Origin of the sequence: Streptomyces sp. KPB2 (assembly GCF_003950055.1) — a bacterium.
Taxonomy (GTDB): domain Bacteria; phylum Actinomycetota; class Actinomycetes; order Streptomycetales; family Streptomycetaceae; genus Streptomyces; species Streptomyces salinarius.
The window spans coordinates 3,643,431-3,657,835 of record NZ_CP034353.1 but is presented as its reverse complement, the minus strand read 5'-3'; the positions used below and the strand labels follow the sequence as shown (position 1 = coordinate 3,657,835).

Genomic DNA, 14,405 nt, shown 5'->3' with positions numbered 1-14,405 from the left:
CATTCGACGGGGCGGTCATGTAGGGACGTATGACCGCCTACAGCCCCGCTCTACCCGCAGGAGCACCGTGGCAACTGGCCGAACACACCGACCGGCGACCCGCAGCCGAGGGATTCCCGAGGCCACCGTCGCCAGGCTTCCGCTGTACCTCCGCGCGCTGACCGCGCTCTCCGAGCGCTCGGTGCCCACGGTCTCCTCCGAGGAGCTGGCCGCCGCCGCGGGGGTCAACTCCGCGAAGCTGCGCAAGGACTTCTCCTACCTCGGCTCCTACGGGACGCGGGGCGTCGGCTACGACGTCGAGTATCTCGTCTACCAGATCTCGCGCGAACTGGGGCTCACCCAGGACTGGCCGGTTGTGATCGTCGGTATCGGTAACCTCGGCGCCGCGCTCGCCAACTACGGCGGGTTCGCCTCCCGTGGTTTCCGGGTCGCCGCCCTCATCGACGCCGATCCGGGAATGGCCGGAAAGCCCGTGGCGGGCATCCCGGTGCAGCACACCGACGAGCTGGAGAAGATCATCCAGGACGACGGTGTCTCCATCGGTGTGATCGCCACCCCCGCCGGCGCCGCCCAGCAGGTCTGCGACCGTCTCGTGGCCGCCGGTGTCACCTCCATCCTCAACTTCGCGCCGACCGTGCTGAACGTCCCCGAGGGCGTCGACGTGCGCAAGGTCGACCTCTCCATCGAGCTGCAGATCCTCGCCTTCCACGAGCAGCGCAAAGCGGGTGAGGAGGCCGCGGGCGACGCCGGCGTCGCACCGCCCGTCGCCGCCCGCAAGCAGCAGCACACCACCGGCTCCGCCGAGCAGGGACCCGACGGGGACGTACCCGCCGTGATGCCGGCATGAGCCTCCTCGTCGTCGGGCTGAGCCACCGCAGCGCGCCGGTCAGCGTGCTGGAGCGGGCCTCCCTGAACGCGGACGCGCAGCTCAAGCTGCTCCAGGACACGGTCGCCGCCGAACCGGCCGCCGAGGCCGCGGTCCTGGCCACCTGCAACCGCATCGAGCTCTACGCCGACGTGGACAAGTTCCACGCCGGTGTCGCCGAGCTGTCCACGCTGCTCGCCCAGCACAGCGGGGTCGGCCTGGAGGAGCTCACTCCCCATCTCTACGTGCACTACGAGGACCGGGCCGTCCATCACCTGTTCTCGGTGGCCTGCGGGCTCGACTCGATGGTGGTCGGCGAGGGCCAGATCCTCGGCCAGATAAAGGACTCCCTGGCCCGCGCCCAGGACCTGCACACCGCCGGACGGCTCCTGAACGACCTGTTCCAGCAGGCGCTCAGGGTCGGCAAGCGCGCCCACTCCGAGACCGGCATCGACCGGGCCGGACAGTCCCTGGTCACCTTCGGCCTGGAGCAGCTGTCCGCCGGGGCCGACGTCCAGCGGTGGGCGCGGGGCAAGAAGGCCCTGGTGATCGGCGCCGGTTCGATGTCCTCGCTGGCCGCCGCCACGCTGGCGCGGTCCGGGGTCGCCGAGATCGTGGTCGCCAACCGCACCTTCGAGCGGGCCGAGCGGCTCGCCCAGATCCTGTCCGAGGGCGACGACACGGACGTGCTGGCCCGCGCGGTACCGATGGACTCGGTGCCGGTCGAGCTGACACGTGCCGACGTGGCCGTCTCCTGCACGGGTGCGACCGGGCTGGTCCTCACGGCCGACGCCGTGGCGGCGGCGGTGGAGGGGCGCACCGGCGCGCCGGCCGTCGAACCAGGCGTCGAACCGGCCGCGGCCGGGCAGTCCGCCGGGGGCAGCACCGTACGGGCGGCTGCCGAAACGCCACTGCCGGGTGCCGGGACGGCTGCCGGCGGCGACGAGAACTGCCCGCTGGACCTGTCCTCCGTCCCGTCCGGTTTCTCCGTCATGGGCGAGGCCGCCGTGGCCGGCATGGACGCGGCGACGCTGGAGCAGCACGGAGCCTGGGCCGCGGGCGGTACGGTCGTGGACCGGCCGCGCGAGACGGGCCGGCCGGGACCGGAGGCGGACGCCGAGCTGATCGGCGCGCTCGCCGCGACGGCGACCCGCGTCGGCCGCGTCCCCGAGCGCCGCCGCCCGGAGCCGGTCGCCGAGGTGCCGCGCCCCGAGCCGGTGCTCTTCCTGCTCGACCTGGCGATGCCGCGCGACGTCGACGCCGCCGTGCACCGGCTGGCCGGGGCGCGCCTGGTGGACATCGAGTCGCTCGCCGACGCCTCCGCCGACGCACCGATGGCCGCCGACGTCGACATGGTCCGCCGGATCGTTGCCGACGAGGTCGCCGCCTTCGGCGCCGCCCAGCGCGCCGCGCGCATCACGCCCACCGTGGTCGCGCTGCGCAGCATGGCCGCCGAGGTCGTGGCCGGCGAGATCGCCCGCCTGGAGGGGCGGCTGCCGGGGCTCGACGACAAGCACCGCGCCGAGATCACCCAGACCGTCAAGCGTGTGGTCGACAAGCTGCTGCACGCGCCGACGGTACGGGTCAAGCAGCTTGCCGCCGAACCCGGCGGCGCCGGGTACGCGGACGCGCTGCGCACCCTGTTCGACCTCGACCAGGAGACGGTGGCCTCCGTCTCCCGGGCCGGGAACAGCACCACCACTGAGAAGAACCGAGGGCCGGCATGACTGAGAAGGCACTGAGGCTGGGGACCAGGCGCAGCAAGCTCGCCATGGCCCAGTCCGGGCAGGTGGCGGACGCCGTGAGCCAGGTGACCGGTCGGCCCGTTGAGCTGGTCGAGATCACCACGTACGGCGACACGTCGCGCGAGCACCTGGCGCAGATCGGCGGCACGGGCGTGTTCGTCGCCGCGCTGCGCGACGCACTGCTGCGGGGAGAGGTGGACTTCGCGGTTCACTCGCTCAAGGACCTCCCCACCACGCCCCACGACGACCTGGTCGTGGCCGCGATCCCGGAGCGCGAGGACCCGCGGGACGTGGTCGTCGCCCGGGACGCGCGCAAGCTGACCGACCTCCCGCGCGGGGCGCGCATCGGCACGGGCGCGCCGCGCCGCATGGCGCAGCTGAACGCGTACGCCCGCACCCACGGCATGGAGATCGAGACGGTCCCGATCCGGGGCAACGTCGACACCCGCATCGGATACGTCCGCAGCGGGGAACTGGACGCCGTCGTACTGGCCGCCGCCGGGCTCAACCGGGTCGGCCGCATCGACGAGGTGACCGACTTCCTGTCGGTCGACACGGTTCTGCCGGCCCCCGGCCAGGGGGCACTGGCGATCGAGTGCGCGGCGGACGACGCCTCGCTGATCGCCGCGCTCGCCGAGCTCGACGACCCGTTCACGCGGGCCGCCGTAACGGCCGAGCGGTCACTGCTCGCCGCCCTGGAGGCCGGCTGCAGCGCACCCGTCGGGGCGCTGGCCGACCTTCTGGCCGACGGGCAGACTGTCAAGGAAATGCGCCTGCGCGGCGTCGTCGGCACGACCGACGGCTCGACGCTGGTGCAGCTGTCCACCACCGGTCCCGTGCCCGAGACGCACGAGGCGGCAATGGCACTCGGTCGCGACATGGCCACCGAGATGCTCGCCCAGGGCGCGGCCGGTCTGATGGGGGAGCGAGCACATTGAGCCCCACCACCTTTCCCGCCGGTCCGGAACACGGGCACGTCACCTTCCTCGGTGCCGGACCCGGAGATCCGGGACTGCTGACTCTGCGCGCCGTGGAGGCGCTGGCCCACGCGGACGTCCTCGTCGCCGAGCACGAGGTGCTCGACGTCGTGCGGACGCACGCGAGGCAGGGCGTGTCGGAGGTGCACACGGATGCCGATCCGTCGGATCCGGGCACAGGCGCGCCCCAGCTGACGGTAGTTGACGGTGCGTCAACGACCCTCGGCGCCCCCGCTGTGCGGGATGCCGCACATCTTGTCATGGAGGCCGCGCGGGGCGGCAGGCGGGTCGTGCGTGCGGTGACCGGGGACCCCGGGCTCGACGCGTACGCCGCCGAGGAGATGCTGGCGTGCGCCGCGGCCGGGGTGCCCTTCGAGGTCGTCCCGGGCATCGCGAACGCCGTCGGCGTGCCCGCGTACGCCGGTGTGCCGCTGCGGGACGCGGAGGGCGCGGACGTGCGGTTCGTGGACGCCCGTACGGCGTCGGACCGCTGCTGGACCGAGGTGGGCGCCTCCGACGGCACGGTGGTGGTGTCGACGACGCTGGACTCGGTGGCCGCGGCGGCCGGAGAGCTGGTCTCGGCGGGCCGCAAGCCGGACACCCCGCTGACGGTGACGATCGCCGGTACGACGACGCGGCAGCGCACCTGGTCCGCCACGCTCGGCACGGTCGCCCAGACCCTGAAGCAGGCGAAGGTGCTGCCGTCCCCGGACGGCGGCCGCCCGGTGATAGCCGTGGTCGGCGAGCGCAGCGCGACCGCTCGGCGCGACCAGCTGTCGTGGTTCGAGTCCAAGCCGCTGTTCGGCTGGAAGGTCCTCGTCCCGCGTACGAAGGAGCAGGCGGCGTCGCTCTCCGACCAGTTGAGGTCCTACGGCGCCGTGCCGCACGAGGTCCCGACCATCGCGGTGGAGCCGCCCCGCACCCCGCAGCAGATGGAGCGCGCGGTCAAGGGCCTGGTCACGGGCCGCTACGAGTGGATCGCGTTCACGTCGGTCAACGCGGTGAAGGCGGTCCGCGAGAAGTTCGAGGAGTACGGCCTGGACGCCCGCGCCTTCGCGGGCATCAAGGTCGCCGCGGTCGGCGAGCAGACGGCCAACGCGCTGATCGCCTTCGGCGTGAAGCCGGACCTGGTCCCGAGCGGTGAGCAGTCGGCCGCCGGTCTCCTCGAGGACTGGCCGCCGTACGACCCGGTCTTCGACCCGATCGACCGCGTCTTCCTCCCCCGCGCCGACATCGCCACCGAGACGCTCGTCGCCGGTCTGATCGAGCTGGGCTGGGAGGTCGACGACGTCACCGCGTACCGCACGGTGCGCGCCTCGCCGCCCCCGGCCACGACCCGGGAGGCCATCAAGGGCGGCGGCTTCGACGCGGTGCTCTTCACGTCGTCGTCCACGGTCCGCAACCTGGTCGGCATCGCGGGCAAGCCGCACAACGTCACGGTGATCGCCTGCATCGGCCCGGCCACGGCCAAGACGGCCGAGGAGCACGGGCTGCGCGTCGACGTCATGGCCCCCGAACCGTCCGTCCACAAGCTGGCGGAGGCCCTGGCCGACTTCGGCCTGCGCCGCCGCGCGGCGGCCCTGGAGGCGGGGGACCCGGTGACCCGGCCGAGCGAACGGCGGCCTGGGTCGCGGAGACGGCGGTCCTCTACCTGAGTCCTGAGGTGAGACGGGGCGTCCCTGGTTCCAGGGGCGCCCCCTCGTCGTTTCCGGGAACGCCGTCCGGGAACGCCGTCCGGGAACGCCGTCCGGGCGGCGGGGGTGAGGGACAGGCGGGGACCGGTGGGATTCCTGGAGCCCCGGACGAGGGTCGGCGAAGTCGGGCGCGCGGCCTGAAACCGCTGGTGGCACGGCCGCCGCCGGGACGCCGCTCACCGGCAGAGCGCCCAGAGGTCCTCTGCGAAGGTCGGGAAGGCGGCGCGGGCCTCCTTGACGATGTCCGCGGCCGGGCGGCGCGGGGTGGTTGCGTGGCGTTCGGCGAGTGCGGTGAGTTCCGGGTCGGGGCGCTCCGCGCGCTCGTCGTCCGCCTCCGCGGGGCCCATTCCGTGGGCGAGCAACCACAGGAAGTCGGACAGGTTCCCGGCGACCACGTCGCACTCGCCCTCCGACCCCACGTACACCACGGGCTGCTCGGTGAGAGGGCGGCCGGGGCGTCCGTGCCACAGGGCCGCGAGGCCGCCGGCGCCGTCCTGGCCGAACACGCGGTAGGCGGAGCCGTCGGCTTCGGGGTTCCCCGTCCACTGGCGCAGCCAGTGCGTGGTCTCCTCGGCGGAGTCGAAGGCCGCGTAGGGCTCGAAGTCGATGCCGTCGCCGTCGGCGTAGTCGAACTCGATACGGGCCACGTCGGCCAGGGCAGGGGGAAGGCGGCGGTCGTCACCGGGTGTCTCGCTCATGGGCGCACAGTAGACGGCTGCGCCGACACCGGCCGGTGCAGCCCGCTCAGGTCCAGTGCCGGGGCGGGCGGCAGGGGGGCCGGACGGGGCGGCGGGTCGGCCTGGAAGGACTGGAAGAGGTAGGTCAGGAGGCGGTGGGCGGCGGGGACGGCGGTTTCGGGGGGCTGGGAGGCCAGGCCGCTCACGGCCAGCAGGAGCAGCGGGATGTCGGCCGGGGAGAAGTCCTCGCGGAGCCGGCCCGCGTCGCGGGCGCGCCGGACCAGGTGGGTCAGGCGCTCCTCGGCGCAGGCGCGCTCCCGGTCGTAGTCCAGGGACGCCGGGAAACCGGCCATGAACACCGTCTCGAAGCCGCGGTCGGTGACCAGCGTGGTGCACACATTGCGCAGGAGCGTGTACAGGCCGTGTCCCGGGTCGGGGTCGGCAAGGGCCTCCTCGAACGCGGTCGCGCACACGGCCAGCTGGTCCTCGAAGGCGGCGGTGACGAGGGCGGAGCGGGTGGGGAAGCGGCGGTAGAGGGTGGCCACGCCGACGCCGGCCCGGCGGGCGACCGTGCTCATCGGGGCGTCCACACCCTGGGCGGCGAAGACCTCGCGCGCGGCCTCCAGGACGCGTTCGCGGTTGCGGCGGGCGTCGGCGCGCAGAGCGTCCGGCGGCGCTCCGGGGGTGTGCTCCGGGGGGTTGTGAGAGGGCTGGGCAGGCATGTTTCTCACTTCCGAAGTAAGTGGAGGGGGTCGTCCACTTGTGGGTCTAGCGTGAGATTAGCAGCGGCGGCGGGCCTCGTCTCCGAGCTTTCCGAACGCGAAGTGGATGGTGGGTCATGGGTGAGATGAAGGCGGTCCTCTTCGACCGTTTCGGGCCTCCGGAGGTGCTCTACGTCGGGCGGCGGCCGGTGCCGGCCATCGGGCCCGACGAGGTGCTGGTGCGGGTGCGTGCCGCCGCGGTCAACGGGGGCGACCTGCACGACCGGACGGGCAAGGTGCGCCTGGTGACCGGACGGACCTTTCCCAAAGGGTGCGGCCTCGACTTCGCGGGAGAGGTGGCCCGGGTCGGGTCCTCGGTGCGCGGGGTGCGGGAGGGGGAGCGGGTGTGGGGGCTGCTGGGGCGCCGTACCGGCAGCATGGCCGAGTACGTCGCCGTCAGCCCCGGGCGGATCGCGCCCGCGCCCGGGAACCTCACCCCGGAGGAGGCCGTCTCGCTGCTCGCGGGTGCCACCACGGCGGTGACCGCGTTGCGCGACAAGGCCGCCCTGCAGCCCGGTGAGCGGCTGCTCGTGCGGGGCGGGAGCGGGGGCGTGGGCAGCGTCGCCGTGCAGGTCGGCAGGTTGCTCGGGGCGCGTGTCGTCGCGCTTGCGGGTGCGAAGAACCTGGACTTCGTGCGAGGGCTCGGAGCCGAGGAGGCGCTGGACCACCGGACGACCCCGCTGTCCGCCGCCCTCGGCCGCTTCGACGTCGTCCTCGACACCGTCGGCACCGAGCCGGCCCGGGTGCGGCGGCTGCTGGCACCGGGCGGGCGGATGGTCGCCGTCACCCTCGACCTCGAACGGCCACTGGCGTGGATGGGCACCGTGCTCGGCTCCGTCGTGCACGGCAGGGGGCGGATCCGCTTCTTCAGCGGGAATCCGGACAGCGCGCTGCTCGCCGAGGTCGCCCGGCTCGCCGAGCACGGTGACCTCGTTCCCGTCGTCGACACCGTCCACCCGCTCGACCGGGTCGGCGACGCCCAACGGGCTCTGGAGGCCGGGGGTGTTCGGGGCAAGCACGTCGTTCGGGTCGCGTAGGCGGGCAGGGATGCGGGCCGGTCCGGGGGCGCGTTGACAGTCCGGTGGGCCGGTGCGTGTAATGAGGGTGGTGCCGCGTGGCGTCGGTCAAAGAGCAGTGGGCCGGCCGGCGATCGGGTGAGCGCCCTTCATGCAAGGGGTACGTGATGCGTTCATACTCCGCGCCCTGATTCCGAGTTGCCCGACGCGTCGTTCTCGCGCGTCGGTCTCGTGCTCGCCCCTCATTCTTCGCACGCCGCGGCACGTTGCCGTTGCCGTTGCCGTGGCCTGCCGTCCTGGAGACTCAGAACCGTATGCCCACGTCGTTCCATCAGAACGTTATTGACGAATTCCGCGCCAACGAAGGGAAGGTCGGCGGCCCCTTCGAAGGCGGGGATCTGCTTCTGCTGACCACCGCCGGCGCCCGGTCGGGGGCCTCGCGGACCACGCCGCTCGGTTACGTCCGCCACGGGGACTCCCTGCTCGTGGTCGGGTCCAACCTCGGCGGCCCGCGGCATCCCGGCTGGTACCACAACCTGCTCGCCCATCCGCTGGTCCGGGTGGAGGTGGGCACGGCGAGCTTCGAGGCGCTCGCGGTGCCCGCCGAGGGGGAGCGGCGCGAGGAGCTGTTCGCGCACGTCGTACGGGAGGCGCCCGGGTACGGCGACTACCAGGCCGGCACCAGCAGGCCGCTGCCGGTCGTGGTGCTGGAGCGGGCCGAGCCCGAGGGGTGGGAGGGGCCCAGAGAGGTTCGCACCCTCGCCGACAAGCTGCTGGAGGTGCACACCTGGCTGCGGGGGCAGTTGAGGCAGGTGCGGGCCGAGGTGGAGGCCCACTTCGCGGCCCCGGGGGCGGCGGCCGGTGCGCCTCCGGGGCTCGGGTTGCAGATCCGGCAGCGGTGTCTGGCGTTCTGCCAGGTGCTGGAGTTCCATCACGACAGCGAGGACGGGCACCTGTTTCCTGGCACCGCCCGGCACCACCCCGAGCTGGTGGACGTCTTCGACCGGCTCGCCGAGGAGCACCGTACGGTCGCCCGTGTCCAGGGAGAACTGGCGGCACTGCTGGCGGGCGTCGCCGTCGCCGAGCCGGGGCGCTTCCGGCGCGAACTCTCGGCGATGTCCGCGGAGCTGAACGCCCACCTCGACTACGAGGAGGAGATGCTGCTCCCGCTGCTGGCCGACGTGCCCTGGCCGCCGGTCGCGCCGCCGGCCGGGCCTCCGGCCGCACGTTAGGCGGACTCCAGCAGCTCCTTGAGCCGGGCCAGGTCGGCGGCCACCATGCCCGCGTCGCGCTCGAAGTCGGCGTCGGTCGTCCCCGGCTGCCGGCGCAGGGTGAACACCACCTCGCTCGCCCTGCCGTCGGCGATGACGCGGACCGGGTTGTAGACGGTCTCCCCGGAGGGGAGCGTGACGTGGTGGTCGAGTACGCCGAGGTCGTTGCGGGGGGCGAAGGCGACCCGGACCCGGCCGAGGGGTGAGGAGTCCGCGATCCATCCGTCCGCGGCCTTCTCGATCGATCCGCCGAGGCCGTGGGCCCACGCGGGCAGGTTGGCCGGGTCCGAGGCGTAGGCGTAGACCTCGTCGACGGGGCGGTCGACGCGGATGCTCAGGTGGCGGGACTCGCTGCCGGTGCCGTTCATGGGGCCGACGGTAGCGGGTCGACGGTGCCGGTCTCTTGAAGGAATCGGACACGACTCCGTCGGACAGGACCTAGTGGTGCCAGGCCCGGCCGCCCGTGTTGCGGATGAAGCGCTGGAGCACCTGCATCGTGGTCAGGTACTCCTCGTCGGAGATTCCGGCGTGCCGTTCCTTCCACAGGTCGTCCTGGACGGCGGCGGCCCTCTCGAAGAACGTTCTGCCCTCCGGGGTGAGGGCGAGCCGGTCGTCGGGGGCGGTCTGGACGATCCAGCCCGCCGTGATCGTCGCGTCGATCTCCGACTCCATCGCCTCCGGGCCCGTGTCGAGGTAGTCCCGCAGGAGGCCGGAGACCTCGGCGCGGGTCTTCGGGGTGGCGGCCCGGGCGACCTGGGCGAGTACCCACCACTGGGGCTGGGTGGTGCCGAGTTCGGCGAGGGCCGCCCGGGTACGGGAGACGACGGCCCGGTACGTCGCCCAGCTCCAGTAGCCGACGGGCTGGCGGATCAGTTCGGCGTCGGTTTGCGAGTAGTCCATGGCGCCGACCGTAGAAGCTGAAGTTTGGTTGAGGTCAAGCGCCGCACGGACCGGCGCGGGCCGACTCACCGTCGGCAAAGGCACGGGTGGGGCGGGCGTAGCGTAGGTGGTATGACGACGTACGGATCCTTTCCCGGCGCCCGGCCCCGGCGGCTGCGGACCACCCCCGTGATGCGTCGGATGGTCGCCGAGACCCGGCTGCACCCCGCCGACTTCATCCTTCCCGCCTTCGTCCGCGAGGGCGTGAGCGAGCCGGTGCCGATCGCGGCGATGCCCGGTGTCGTGCAGCACACCCGGGACACGCTGAAGAAGGCGGCCGCGGAGGCGGTCGAGGCCGGGGTCTCCGGAATCATGCTCTTCGGGGTGCCGGAGGACGGGAAGAAGGACGCCGCGGGGACCGCCGGGACCGATCCCGACGGGATTCTGCAGGTCGCGCTGCGTGACGTGCGGGCCGAGGTCGGGGACGAACTGCTCGTCATGTCCGACCTCTGCCTCGACGAGTTCACCGATCACGGGCACTGCGGGGTGCTGGACGACCAGGGGCGGGTGGACAACGACGCCACGCTGGAGCGGTACGCCGAGATGGCGCAGGTCCAGGCCGACGCGGGCGCCCACGTCGTCGGGCCCAGCGGGATGATGGACGGGCAGATCGGCGTCATCCGGGACGCGCTCGACCAGATCGGGCGGGAGGACGTCGCGATCCTCGCGTACACCGCCAAGTACGCCTCCGCCTTCTACGGGCCCTTCCGCGAGGCCGTCGGGTCGTCGCTCAAGGGCGACCGGAAGACCTACCAGCAGGACGCCGCCAACGCGCGCGACGCGATGCGGGAGCTGGCGCTGGACCTGGAGGAGGGCGCCGACATGGTGATGGTCAAGCCGGCCGGGCCCTACCTCGACATCCTCGCCAAGGTCGCCGAGGCCTCCGACGTGCCCGTCGCCGCCTACCAGATCTCCGGCGAGTACTCGATGATCGAGGCCGCCGCCGAGAAGGGCTGGATCGACCGCGACCGGGCCATCCTGGAGTCCCTCACCGGGATCAAGCGGGCGGGCGCGCGCAACATCCTGACGTACTGGGCGACCGAGGTCGCCCGCACGCTGCGCTGAGCGACCGGTGCCGGCCCTTCCGGCAGGGGGTGCCGGTGCGCTCACCCCTTCAGTATTCGAGGGCGTTCGACGCGCTGGTCTGCCAGTAGGTGACCGTCAGCGCGGTGTCGACGTACACGCCGCCCGACGGCAGCTTGACCCGGGCGATGGAGCCGTCCTCGAAGGGAATGGTGAGGGCGGTCGTCTCGTAGCCGTTCTCGCCGCTGCCGTCGCCCGAGGACAGGCGCACCCCGGCGTAGCCGGACTCGCCGGGGGCCAGCGTCGTCAGCGACTGCGGCTTGCTGGACTCGGCGACGGGCGGCACCGCCTGGGCCTCGCCGAACCGCGCCGCCGGGTACGGCGGCAGGGCGCACGTCTTCGAGCCGGTGTTGGTGGCGGTCAGCAGCAGGTGGTTGATCGGGCGGGGGGCGTTCGCGGCGGTGATGCGGACGTCGGCCGCCGAGCACGCGCCGGGGACCTCCGAGTCGGAGCCGTCGGTGCCGCCGGAGCCGGCGGAGGCGCTACCACCGGAGGACTTGTCGGCTCCGGTGCCGGAGCCCGGTGCCTTGCCGTTCCCGGCGGAACCGGCCGAGCCCGTGGAGCCCGTCGAGCCGGTCGCCCCCGTGTCACCGGTGTCACCCGCGTCGCCCTTCGCGCCGCCCGCCGGCCGGGCGCTGTTGCCGTCCGCCGACGCGGAGGTGGAGGACTCGGGAGCCGGGGAGCCCGTGAGCTCGTCGCCCTCGCAGGCCGTCAGGGAGAGCGCTGCCAGCGCGACCGTGGTGGCGGCGAACAGACGGGTACGGGTGATGCGGCGTGCGGACATGGAAGTTCTCCTTCACACGTGGGAGTTGGGGCGAGCCGCTCGACCGTTCGGCGGGAGCGGCTGCTTTGATGACCACAGCTTGCGGTCGTGCTCGTCCCGGCCGCCAGCGACGGGGGAAGAAGCGGGACGGTGGGACGCCGGGAACGCCCTGACCTGCGGGAATGGGGTCCCTCTGGGATGCGGTACGGGGATGCGAGGAGAGGGAGGAACGGTGGCGGGGGACGACTTCGCGGGACTGCTTCGGGAGCTGAAGGAGCGGTCCGGACTCAGCTACGGGGCACTCGGCAAGCGGCTGCACATGAGCGGCTCGACCCTGCACCGGTACGTCAGCGGGGAGGTGGTGCCGGTCGAGTTCGCGCCCGTCGAACGCCTCGCCCGGGTGTGCCGGGCGACGCCCGAGGAACTGCTCGAACTCCACCGCCGCTGGATCCGCGCGGACGCGCTGCGCGGCGTGAAGAAGGAGGAGACCGAGAGGCCCGAGGAGCCGGAGGGCCCCGTGGAGTCAGAGGGCCCCAAGGACTCCGAGGGCGCCGGGAGTCAGGAGCCCGAGGAGCCCGCGGTCGCGGACAGCGCCCCGGCCGTCCTCACCCCACCCGCCTCACCCACCCCACCCACCCCACCCGTCCCGCCCCGCCGTCGCGTCCCGCGTGCCGCGCTCTACGCCGCGACCGGCGTCGTCGCCGTCAGTGCCGCGGTCGCGCTCGTGGCCAACCTCGTGTCGTCCCCGGACGACACCGAAGGGAGCCGCCGCCCCGCCGGGGCCGTCGCGCACTCCTCCGCGTCCCAGTCGGGCACCGCGCCGGCGTCCCCGAGTACGAGCCCTTCCCCGTCGTCCTCCCCGTCCGTTTCCCTCACCCCGTCCGGGTCGCCCTCCGCGTCGCCGACGCGGACGGGCGGCGCCACGCCGAGTCGGCAGGCACCGCCCACCGGGACCCCCTTCACCGTGGCGACCAACCCCTACTACTGGTACCTGCCCTGCGACCACGCCTTCCTGGTCGACCGCAGCCCGGAGAACGTGCCGAAGCCGCCGCCGCAGCAGGGCGCCGTCGGCTGGGCGGCTCCCCTCAAGGCGGTCTCCGCGAACCGGCAGGAGGTCGTCCTCACCGTGCAGGGCACCGGTCCGGAGACGGTGATCCTCGAGGACCTGCACGTCCGGGTGGTGAGCAGCGGGCCGGCGCTGGACTGGAACCAGTACGTGATGGGCAACGGCTGCGGTGGCCAGGTGGACACCAAGTCCTTCGACGTCTCGCTCGACCTGGGCACCCCGACCGCGACGCCCATCGGGGGCCAGCGGGACTTCCCGTACAGCGTCACCGAGTCCGACGCGGAGGTCTTCCACGTCACCGCGCACACCAGCGGACAGGACGTGCGCTGGTACCTGGAGCTGGAGTGGTCCAGCGGCGGGCGGCACGAGGTCACGCGCGTCGACGACCACGGCCGGCCGTTCCGCACCAGTGCCTCCCGGGACGCCTCCTACTACGCGTACCCGCTCGGCGGCGACGGCGGCTGGGAGCTGGTCGAGGGCGACTGAGGCGAGCGAGCCGGGCGCGGCAAGTGCGTGCGGGGGATAGGTTGTTGACCATCGAACGGTTCGCTTCGTCAGGCGACATGCGAAAGGTGGGACGCCCCGTGCCCGGTGACGCCCTCAGCCAGGACCCCGCGGAGCTGCGGAGGAGGATCGACAGCAGCAAGGCGCATCCGGCACGCGTCTACGACGTCTTCCTCGGCGGCAAGGACCACTACCCCGCCGACCTCGACGCGGCGGCCGCCGGCCTCGCCGCCAACCCGCGCGGCTATCTCGACGTACGGCACAACCGCGACTTCCTGCGGCGCGCGGTGACCGGGCTCGCCCGCGAGGACGGCATCCGGCAGTTCCTCGACATCGGCACCGGGCTGCCGACCGCCGAGAACGTGCACCAGATCGCCCAGCGCATCGCCCCCGAGTCGCGGGTCGTCTACGTCGACAACGACCCGGTCGTCCTCGCCCACGCCCGCGCCCTGCTCACCAGCGGTCCCGAAGGGCGTACGGACTACGTCGACGCCGACCTGAAGAGCCCGGCGCGGATCCTCGAACAGGCCGCCGAGACCCTCGACTTCGACCGGCCCGTGGCGCTCTGCCTCGTCGCCGTCCTGCACTTCGTGGAGGACGCCGAGGCCTACCCGATCGTCCGCGAACTGGTCGACGCGCTGCCCGCCGGAAGCAGGCTCGTGCTCAGCCACCTCACCGAGGACCTCAACCCGGAGAACATCCGCGCGGTCCAGCGGACGTACACGGAGCGGGGGTTCACCTTCGTGCTGCGCTCCCGCGGCGACGTCGAGCGCTTCTTCACCGAGTCCGGTCTCGAGCTCGCCGAGCCCGGGGTCGTGCCGGTGCACCACTGGCGGCCGGACCACGCGGCGCCGGTGCCCGAGCAGCCGGAGGAGTCGTACCTCGCCGGGCTCGACGACATCGAGAAGGTCCGGTACAGGGACATCAACGACGTCACGGACGCGGACATCAACGTGTACGGCGGGCTGGGCGCCAAGGCCTGACGCCCCGGCACCCGTGCGCCGTCGTGTCGCACGGGTGTCCGGATCGCGGAAAGGCGCCTGT

The 14,405-nt window shown here is 73.1% G+C and carries 14 protein-coding genes; 9 read left to right on the top strand and 5 right to left on the bottom strand.

The genetic code is table 11. The features are described 5' to 3' along the window. Positions 1-67: 67 nt before the first annotated feature. Genes D1J63_RS16095 through D1J63_RS16080 form a run of 4 tightly spaced genes read left to right on the top strand, consistent with a single transcriptional unit; the run spans position 68 to position 5,242 of the window. A complete protein-coding gene (locus D1J63_RS16095) occupies positions 68-847 on the top strand; it encodes a redox-sensing transcriptional repressor Rex (RefSeq protein ID WP_125629458.1) in 780 nt (259 codons plus the stop codon). Next, a complete protein-coding gene (locus tag D1J63_RS16090; protein WP_125629456.1) occupies positions 844-2,592 on the top strand; it encodes a glutamyl-tRNA reductase in 1,749 nt (582 codons plus the stop codon). Before D1J63_RS16095 ends, D1J63_RS16090 begins: the two co-directional genes overlap by 4 nt. After that, positions 2,589-3,548 (top strand): hydroxymethylbilane synthase, encoded by a 960-nt coding sequence (hemC, locus tag D1J63_RS16085; protein ID WP_125629454.1) that lies wholly within the window; start codon positions 2,589-2,591, stop codon positions 3,546-3,548. Before D1J63_RS16090 ends, hemC begins: the two co-directional genes overlap by 4 nt. Beyond that, positions 3,545-5,242 carry a bifunctional uroporphyrinogen-III C-methyltransferase/uroporphyrinogen-III synthase gene (locus D1J63_RS16080; RefSeq protein WP_102928971.1) on the top strand — a complete coding sequence of 566 codons (1,698 nt, stop codon included), beginning with the start codon at positions 3,545-3,547 and terminating at the stop codon, positions 5,240-5,242. The genes hemC and D1J63_RS16080 overlap by 4 nt, the downstream gene beginning before the upstream one ends. A gap of 215 nt (positions 5,243-5,457) precedes the next feature. Here D1J63_RS16080 and D1J63_RS16075 read toward each other — a convergent pair whose 3' ends face one another. Together D1J63_RS16075 and D1J63_RS37555 are read right to left on the bottom strand one after the other, a co-directional pair. After that, positions 5,458-5,979 (bottom strand): SMI1/KNR4 family protein, encoded by a 522-nt coding sequence (locus tag D1J63_RS16075; protein ID WP_125629452.1) that lies wholly within the window; start codon positions 5,977-5,979, stop codon positions 5,458-5,460. Next, a complete protein-coding gene (locus tag D1J63_RS37555) occupies positions 5,976-6,680 on the bottom strand; it encodes a TetR/AcrR family transcriptional regulator (protein ID WP_125629450.1) in 705 nt (234 codons plus the stop codon). Before D1J63_RS37555 ends, D1J63_RS16075 begins: the two co-directional genes overlap by 4 nt. A 116-nt stretch (positions 6,681-6,796) precedes the next feature. On the opposite strand from D1J63_RS37555, the gene D1J63_RS16065 reads away from it, so the two are divergent. Beyond that, positions 6,797-7,756, top strand: a complete 960-nt coding sequence (locus tag D1J63_RS16065) for an NAD(P)-dependent alcohol dehydrogenase (protein ID WP_125629448.1) — start codon at positions 6,797-6,799, stop codon at positions 7,754-7,756. A gap of 293 nt (positions 7,757-8,049) precedes the next feature. Next, on the top strand, positions 8,050-8,967 hold the full coding sequence (locus D1J63_RS16060) for a nitroreductase/quinone reductase family protein (protein WP_125629446.1): 918 nt from the start codon (positions 8,050-8,052) through the stop codon (positions 8,965-8,967). Here the strand turns inward: D1J63_RS16060 and D1J63_RS16055 are convergent. Next, positions 8,964-9,374 carry an SRPBCC family protein gene (locus D1J63_RS16055; protein WP_125629444.1) on the bottom strand — a complete coding sequence of 137 codons (411 nt, stop codon included), beginning with the start codon at positions 9,372-9,374 and terminating at the stop codon, positions 8,964-8,966. The genes D1J63_RS16060 and D1J63_RS16055 overlap by 4 nt on opposite strands. Before the next feature lie 70 nt (positions 9,375-9,444). Next, entirely contained in the window at positions 9,445-9,906 is a 462-nt protein-coding gene (locus tag D1J63_RS16050; protein ID WP_125629442.1) for a MarR family winged helix-turn-helix transcriptional regulator, read from the bottom strand. Between the two features lie 111 nt (positions 9,907-10,017). Between D1J63_RS16050 and hemB the strand changes: the two genes are divergently transcribed. Next, the gene (hemB, locus tag D1J63_RS16045) at positions 10,018-11,010 is read left to right on the top strand and encodes a porphobilinogen synthase (RefSeq protein ID WP_125629440.1); all 993 of its coding nucleotides are present in this window, start codon (positions 10,018-10,020) and stop codon (positions 11,008-11,010) included. A gap of 49 nt (positions 11,011-11,059) precedes the next feature. Here hemB and D1J63_RS16040 read toward each other — a convergent pair whose 3' ends face one another. Continuing rightward, positions 11,060-11,812, bottom strand: a complete 753-nt coding sequence (locus tag D1J63_RS16040) for a DUF4232 domain-containing protein (protein ID WP_125629438.1) — start codon at positions 11,810-11,812, stop codon at positions 11,060-11,062. A 211-nt stretch (positions 11,813-12,023) separates the two neighbouring features. Here D1J63_RS16040 and D1J63_RS16035 point away from each other — a divergent pair, with 211 nt between their 5' ends. Together D1J63_RS16035 and D1J63_RS16030 are read left to right on the top strand one after the other, a co-directional pair. Beyond that, positions 12,024-13,343 carry a helix-turn-helix transcriptional regulator gene (locus tag D1J63_RS16035; protein WP_125629436.1) on the top strand — a complete coding sequence of 440 codons (1,320 nt, stop codon included), beginning with the start codon at positions 12,024-12,026 and terminating at the stop codon, positions 13,341-13,343. A 98-nt stretch (positions 13,344-13,441) separates the two neighbouring features. Further along, positions 13,442-14,344, top strand: a complete 903-nt coding sequence (locus D1J63_RS16030; RefSeq protein WP_125629434.1) for an SAM-dependent methyltransferase — start codon at positions 13,442-13,444, stop codon at positions 14,342-14,344. Positions 14,345-14,405: the final 61 nt, after the last annotated feature.

Coding starts and splice junctions, on each gene's coding strand:
- D1J63_RS16055 (WP_125629444.1), bottom strand. CDS start 9,374: ATGAACGGCACCGGCAGCGAGTCCCGCCACCTGAGCATCCGCGTCGAC.
- D1J63_RS37555 (WP_125629450.1), bottom strand. CDS start 6,680: ATGCCTGCCCAGCCCTCTCACAACCCCCCGGAGCACACCCCCGGAGCG.
- hemC (WP_125629454.1), top strand. CDS start 2,589: ATGACTGAGAAGGCACTGAGGCTGGGGACCAGGCGCAGCAAGCTCGCC.
- D1J63_RS16065 (WP_125629448.1), top strand. CDS start 6,797: ATGGGTGAGATGAAGGCGGTCCTCTTCGACCGTTTCGGGCCTCCGGAG.
- D1J63_RS16040 (WP_125629438.1), bottom strand. CDS start 11,812: ATGTCCGCACGCCGCATCACCCGTACCCGTCTGTTCGCCGCCACCACG.
- D1J63_RS16090 (WP_125629456.1), top strand. CDS start 844: ATGAGCCTCCTCGTCGTCGGGCTGAGCCACCGCAGCGCGCCGGTCAGC.
- hemB (WP_125629440.1), top strand. CDS start 10,018: ATGACGACGTACGGATCCTTTCCCGGCGCCCGGCCCCGGCGGCTGCGG.
- D1J63_RS16060 (WP_125629446.1), top strand. CDS start 8,050: ATGCCCACGTCGTTCCATCAGAACGTTATTGACGAATTCCGCGCCAAC.
- D1J63_RS16050 (WP_125629442.1), bottom strand. CDS start 9,906: ATGGACTACTCGCAAACCGACGCCGAACTGATCCGCCAGCCCGTCGGC.
- D1J63_RS16075 (WP_125629452.1), bottom strand. CDS start 5,979: ATGAGCGAGACACCCGGTGACGACCGCCGCCTTCCCCCTGCCCTGGCC.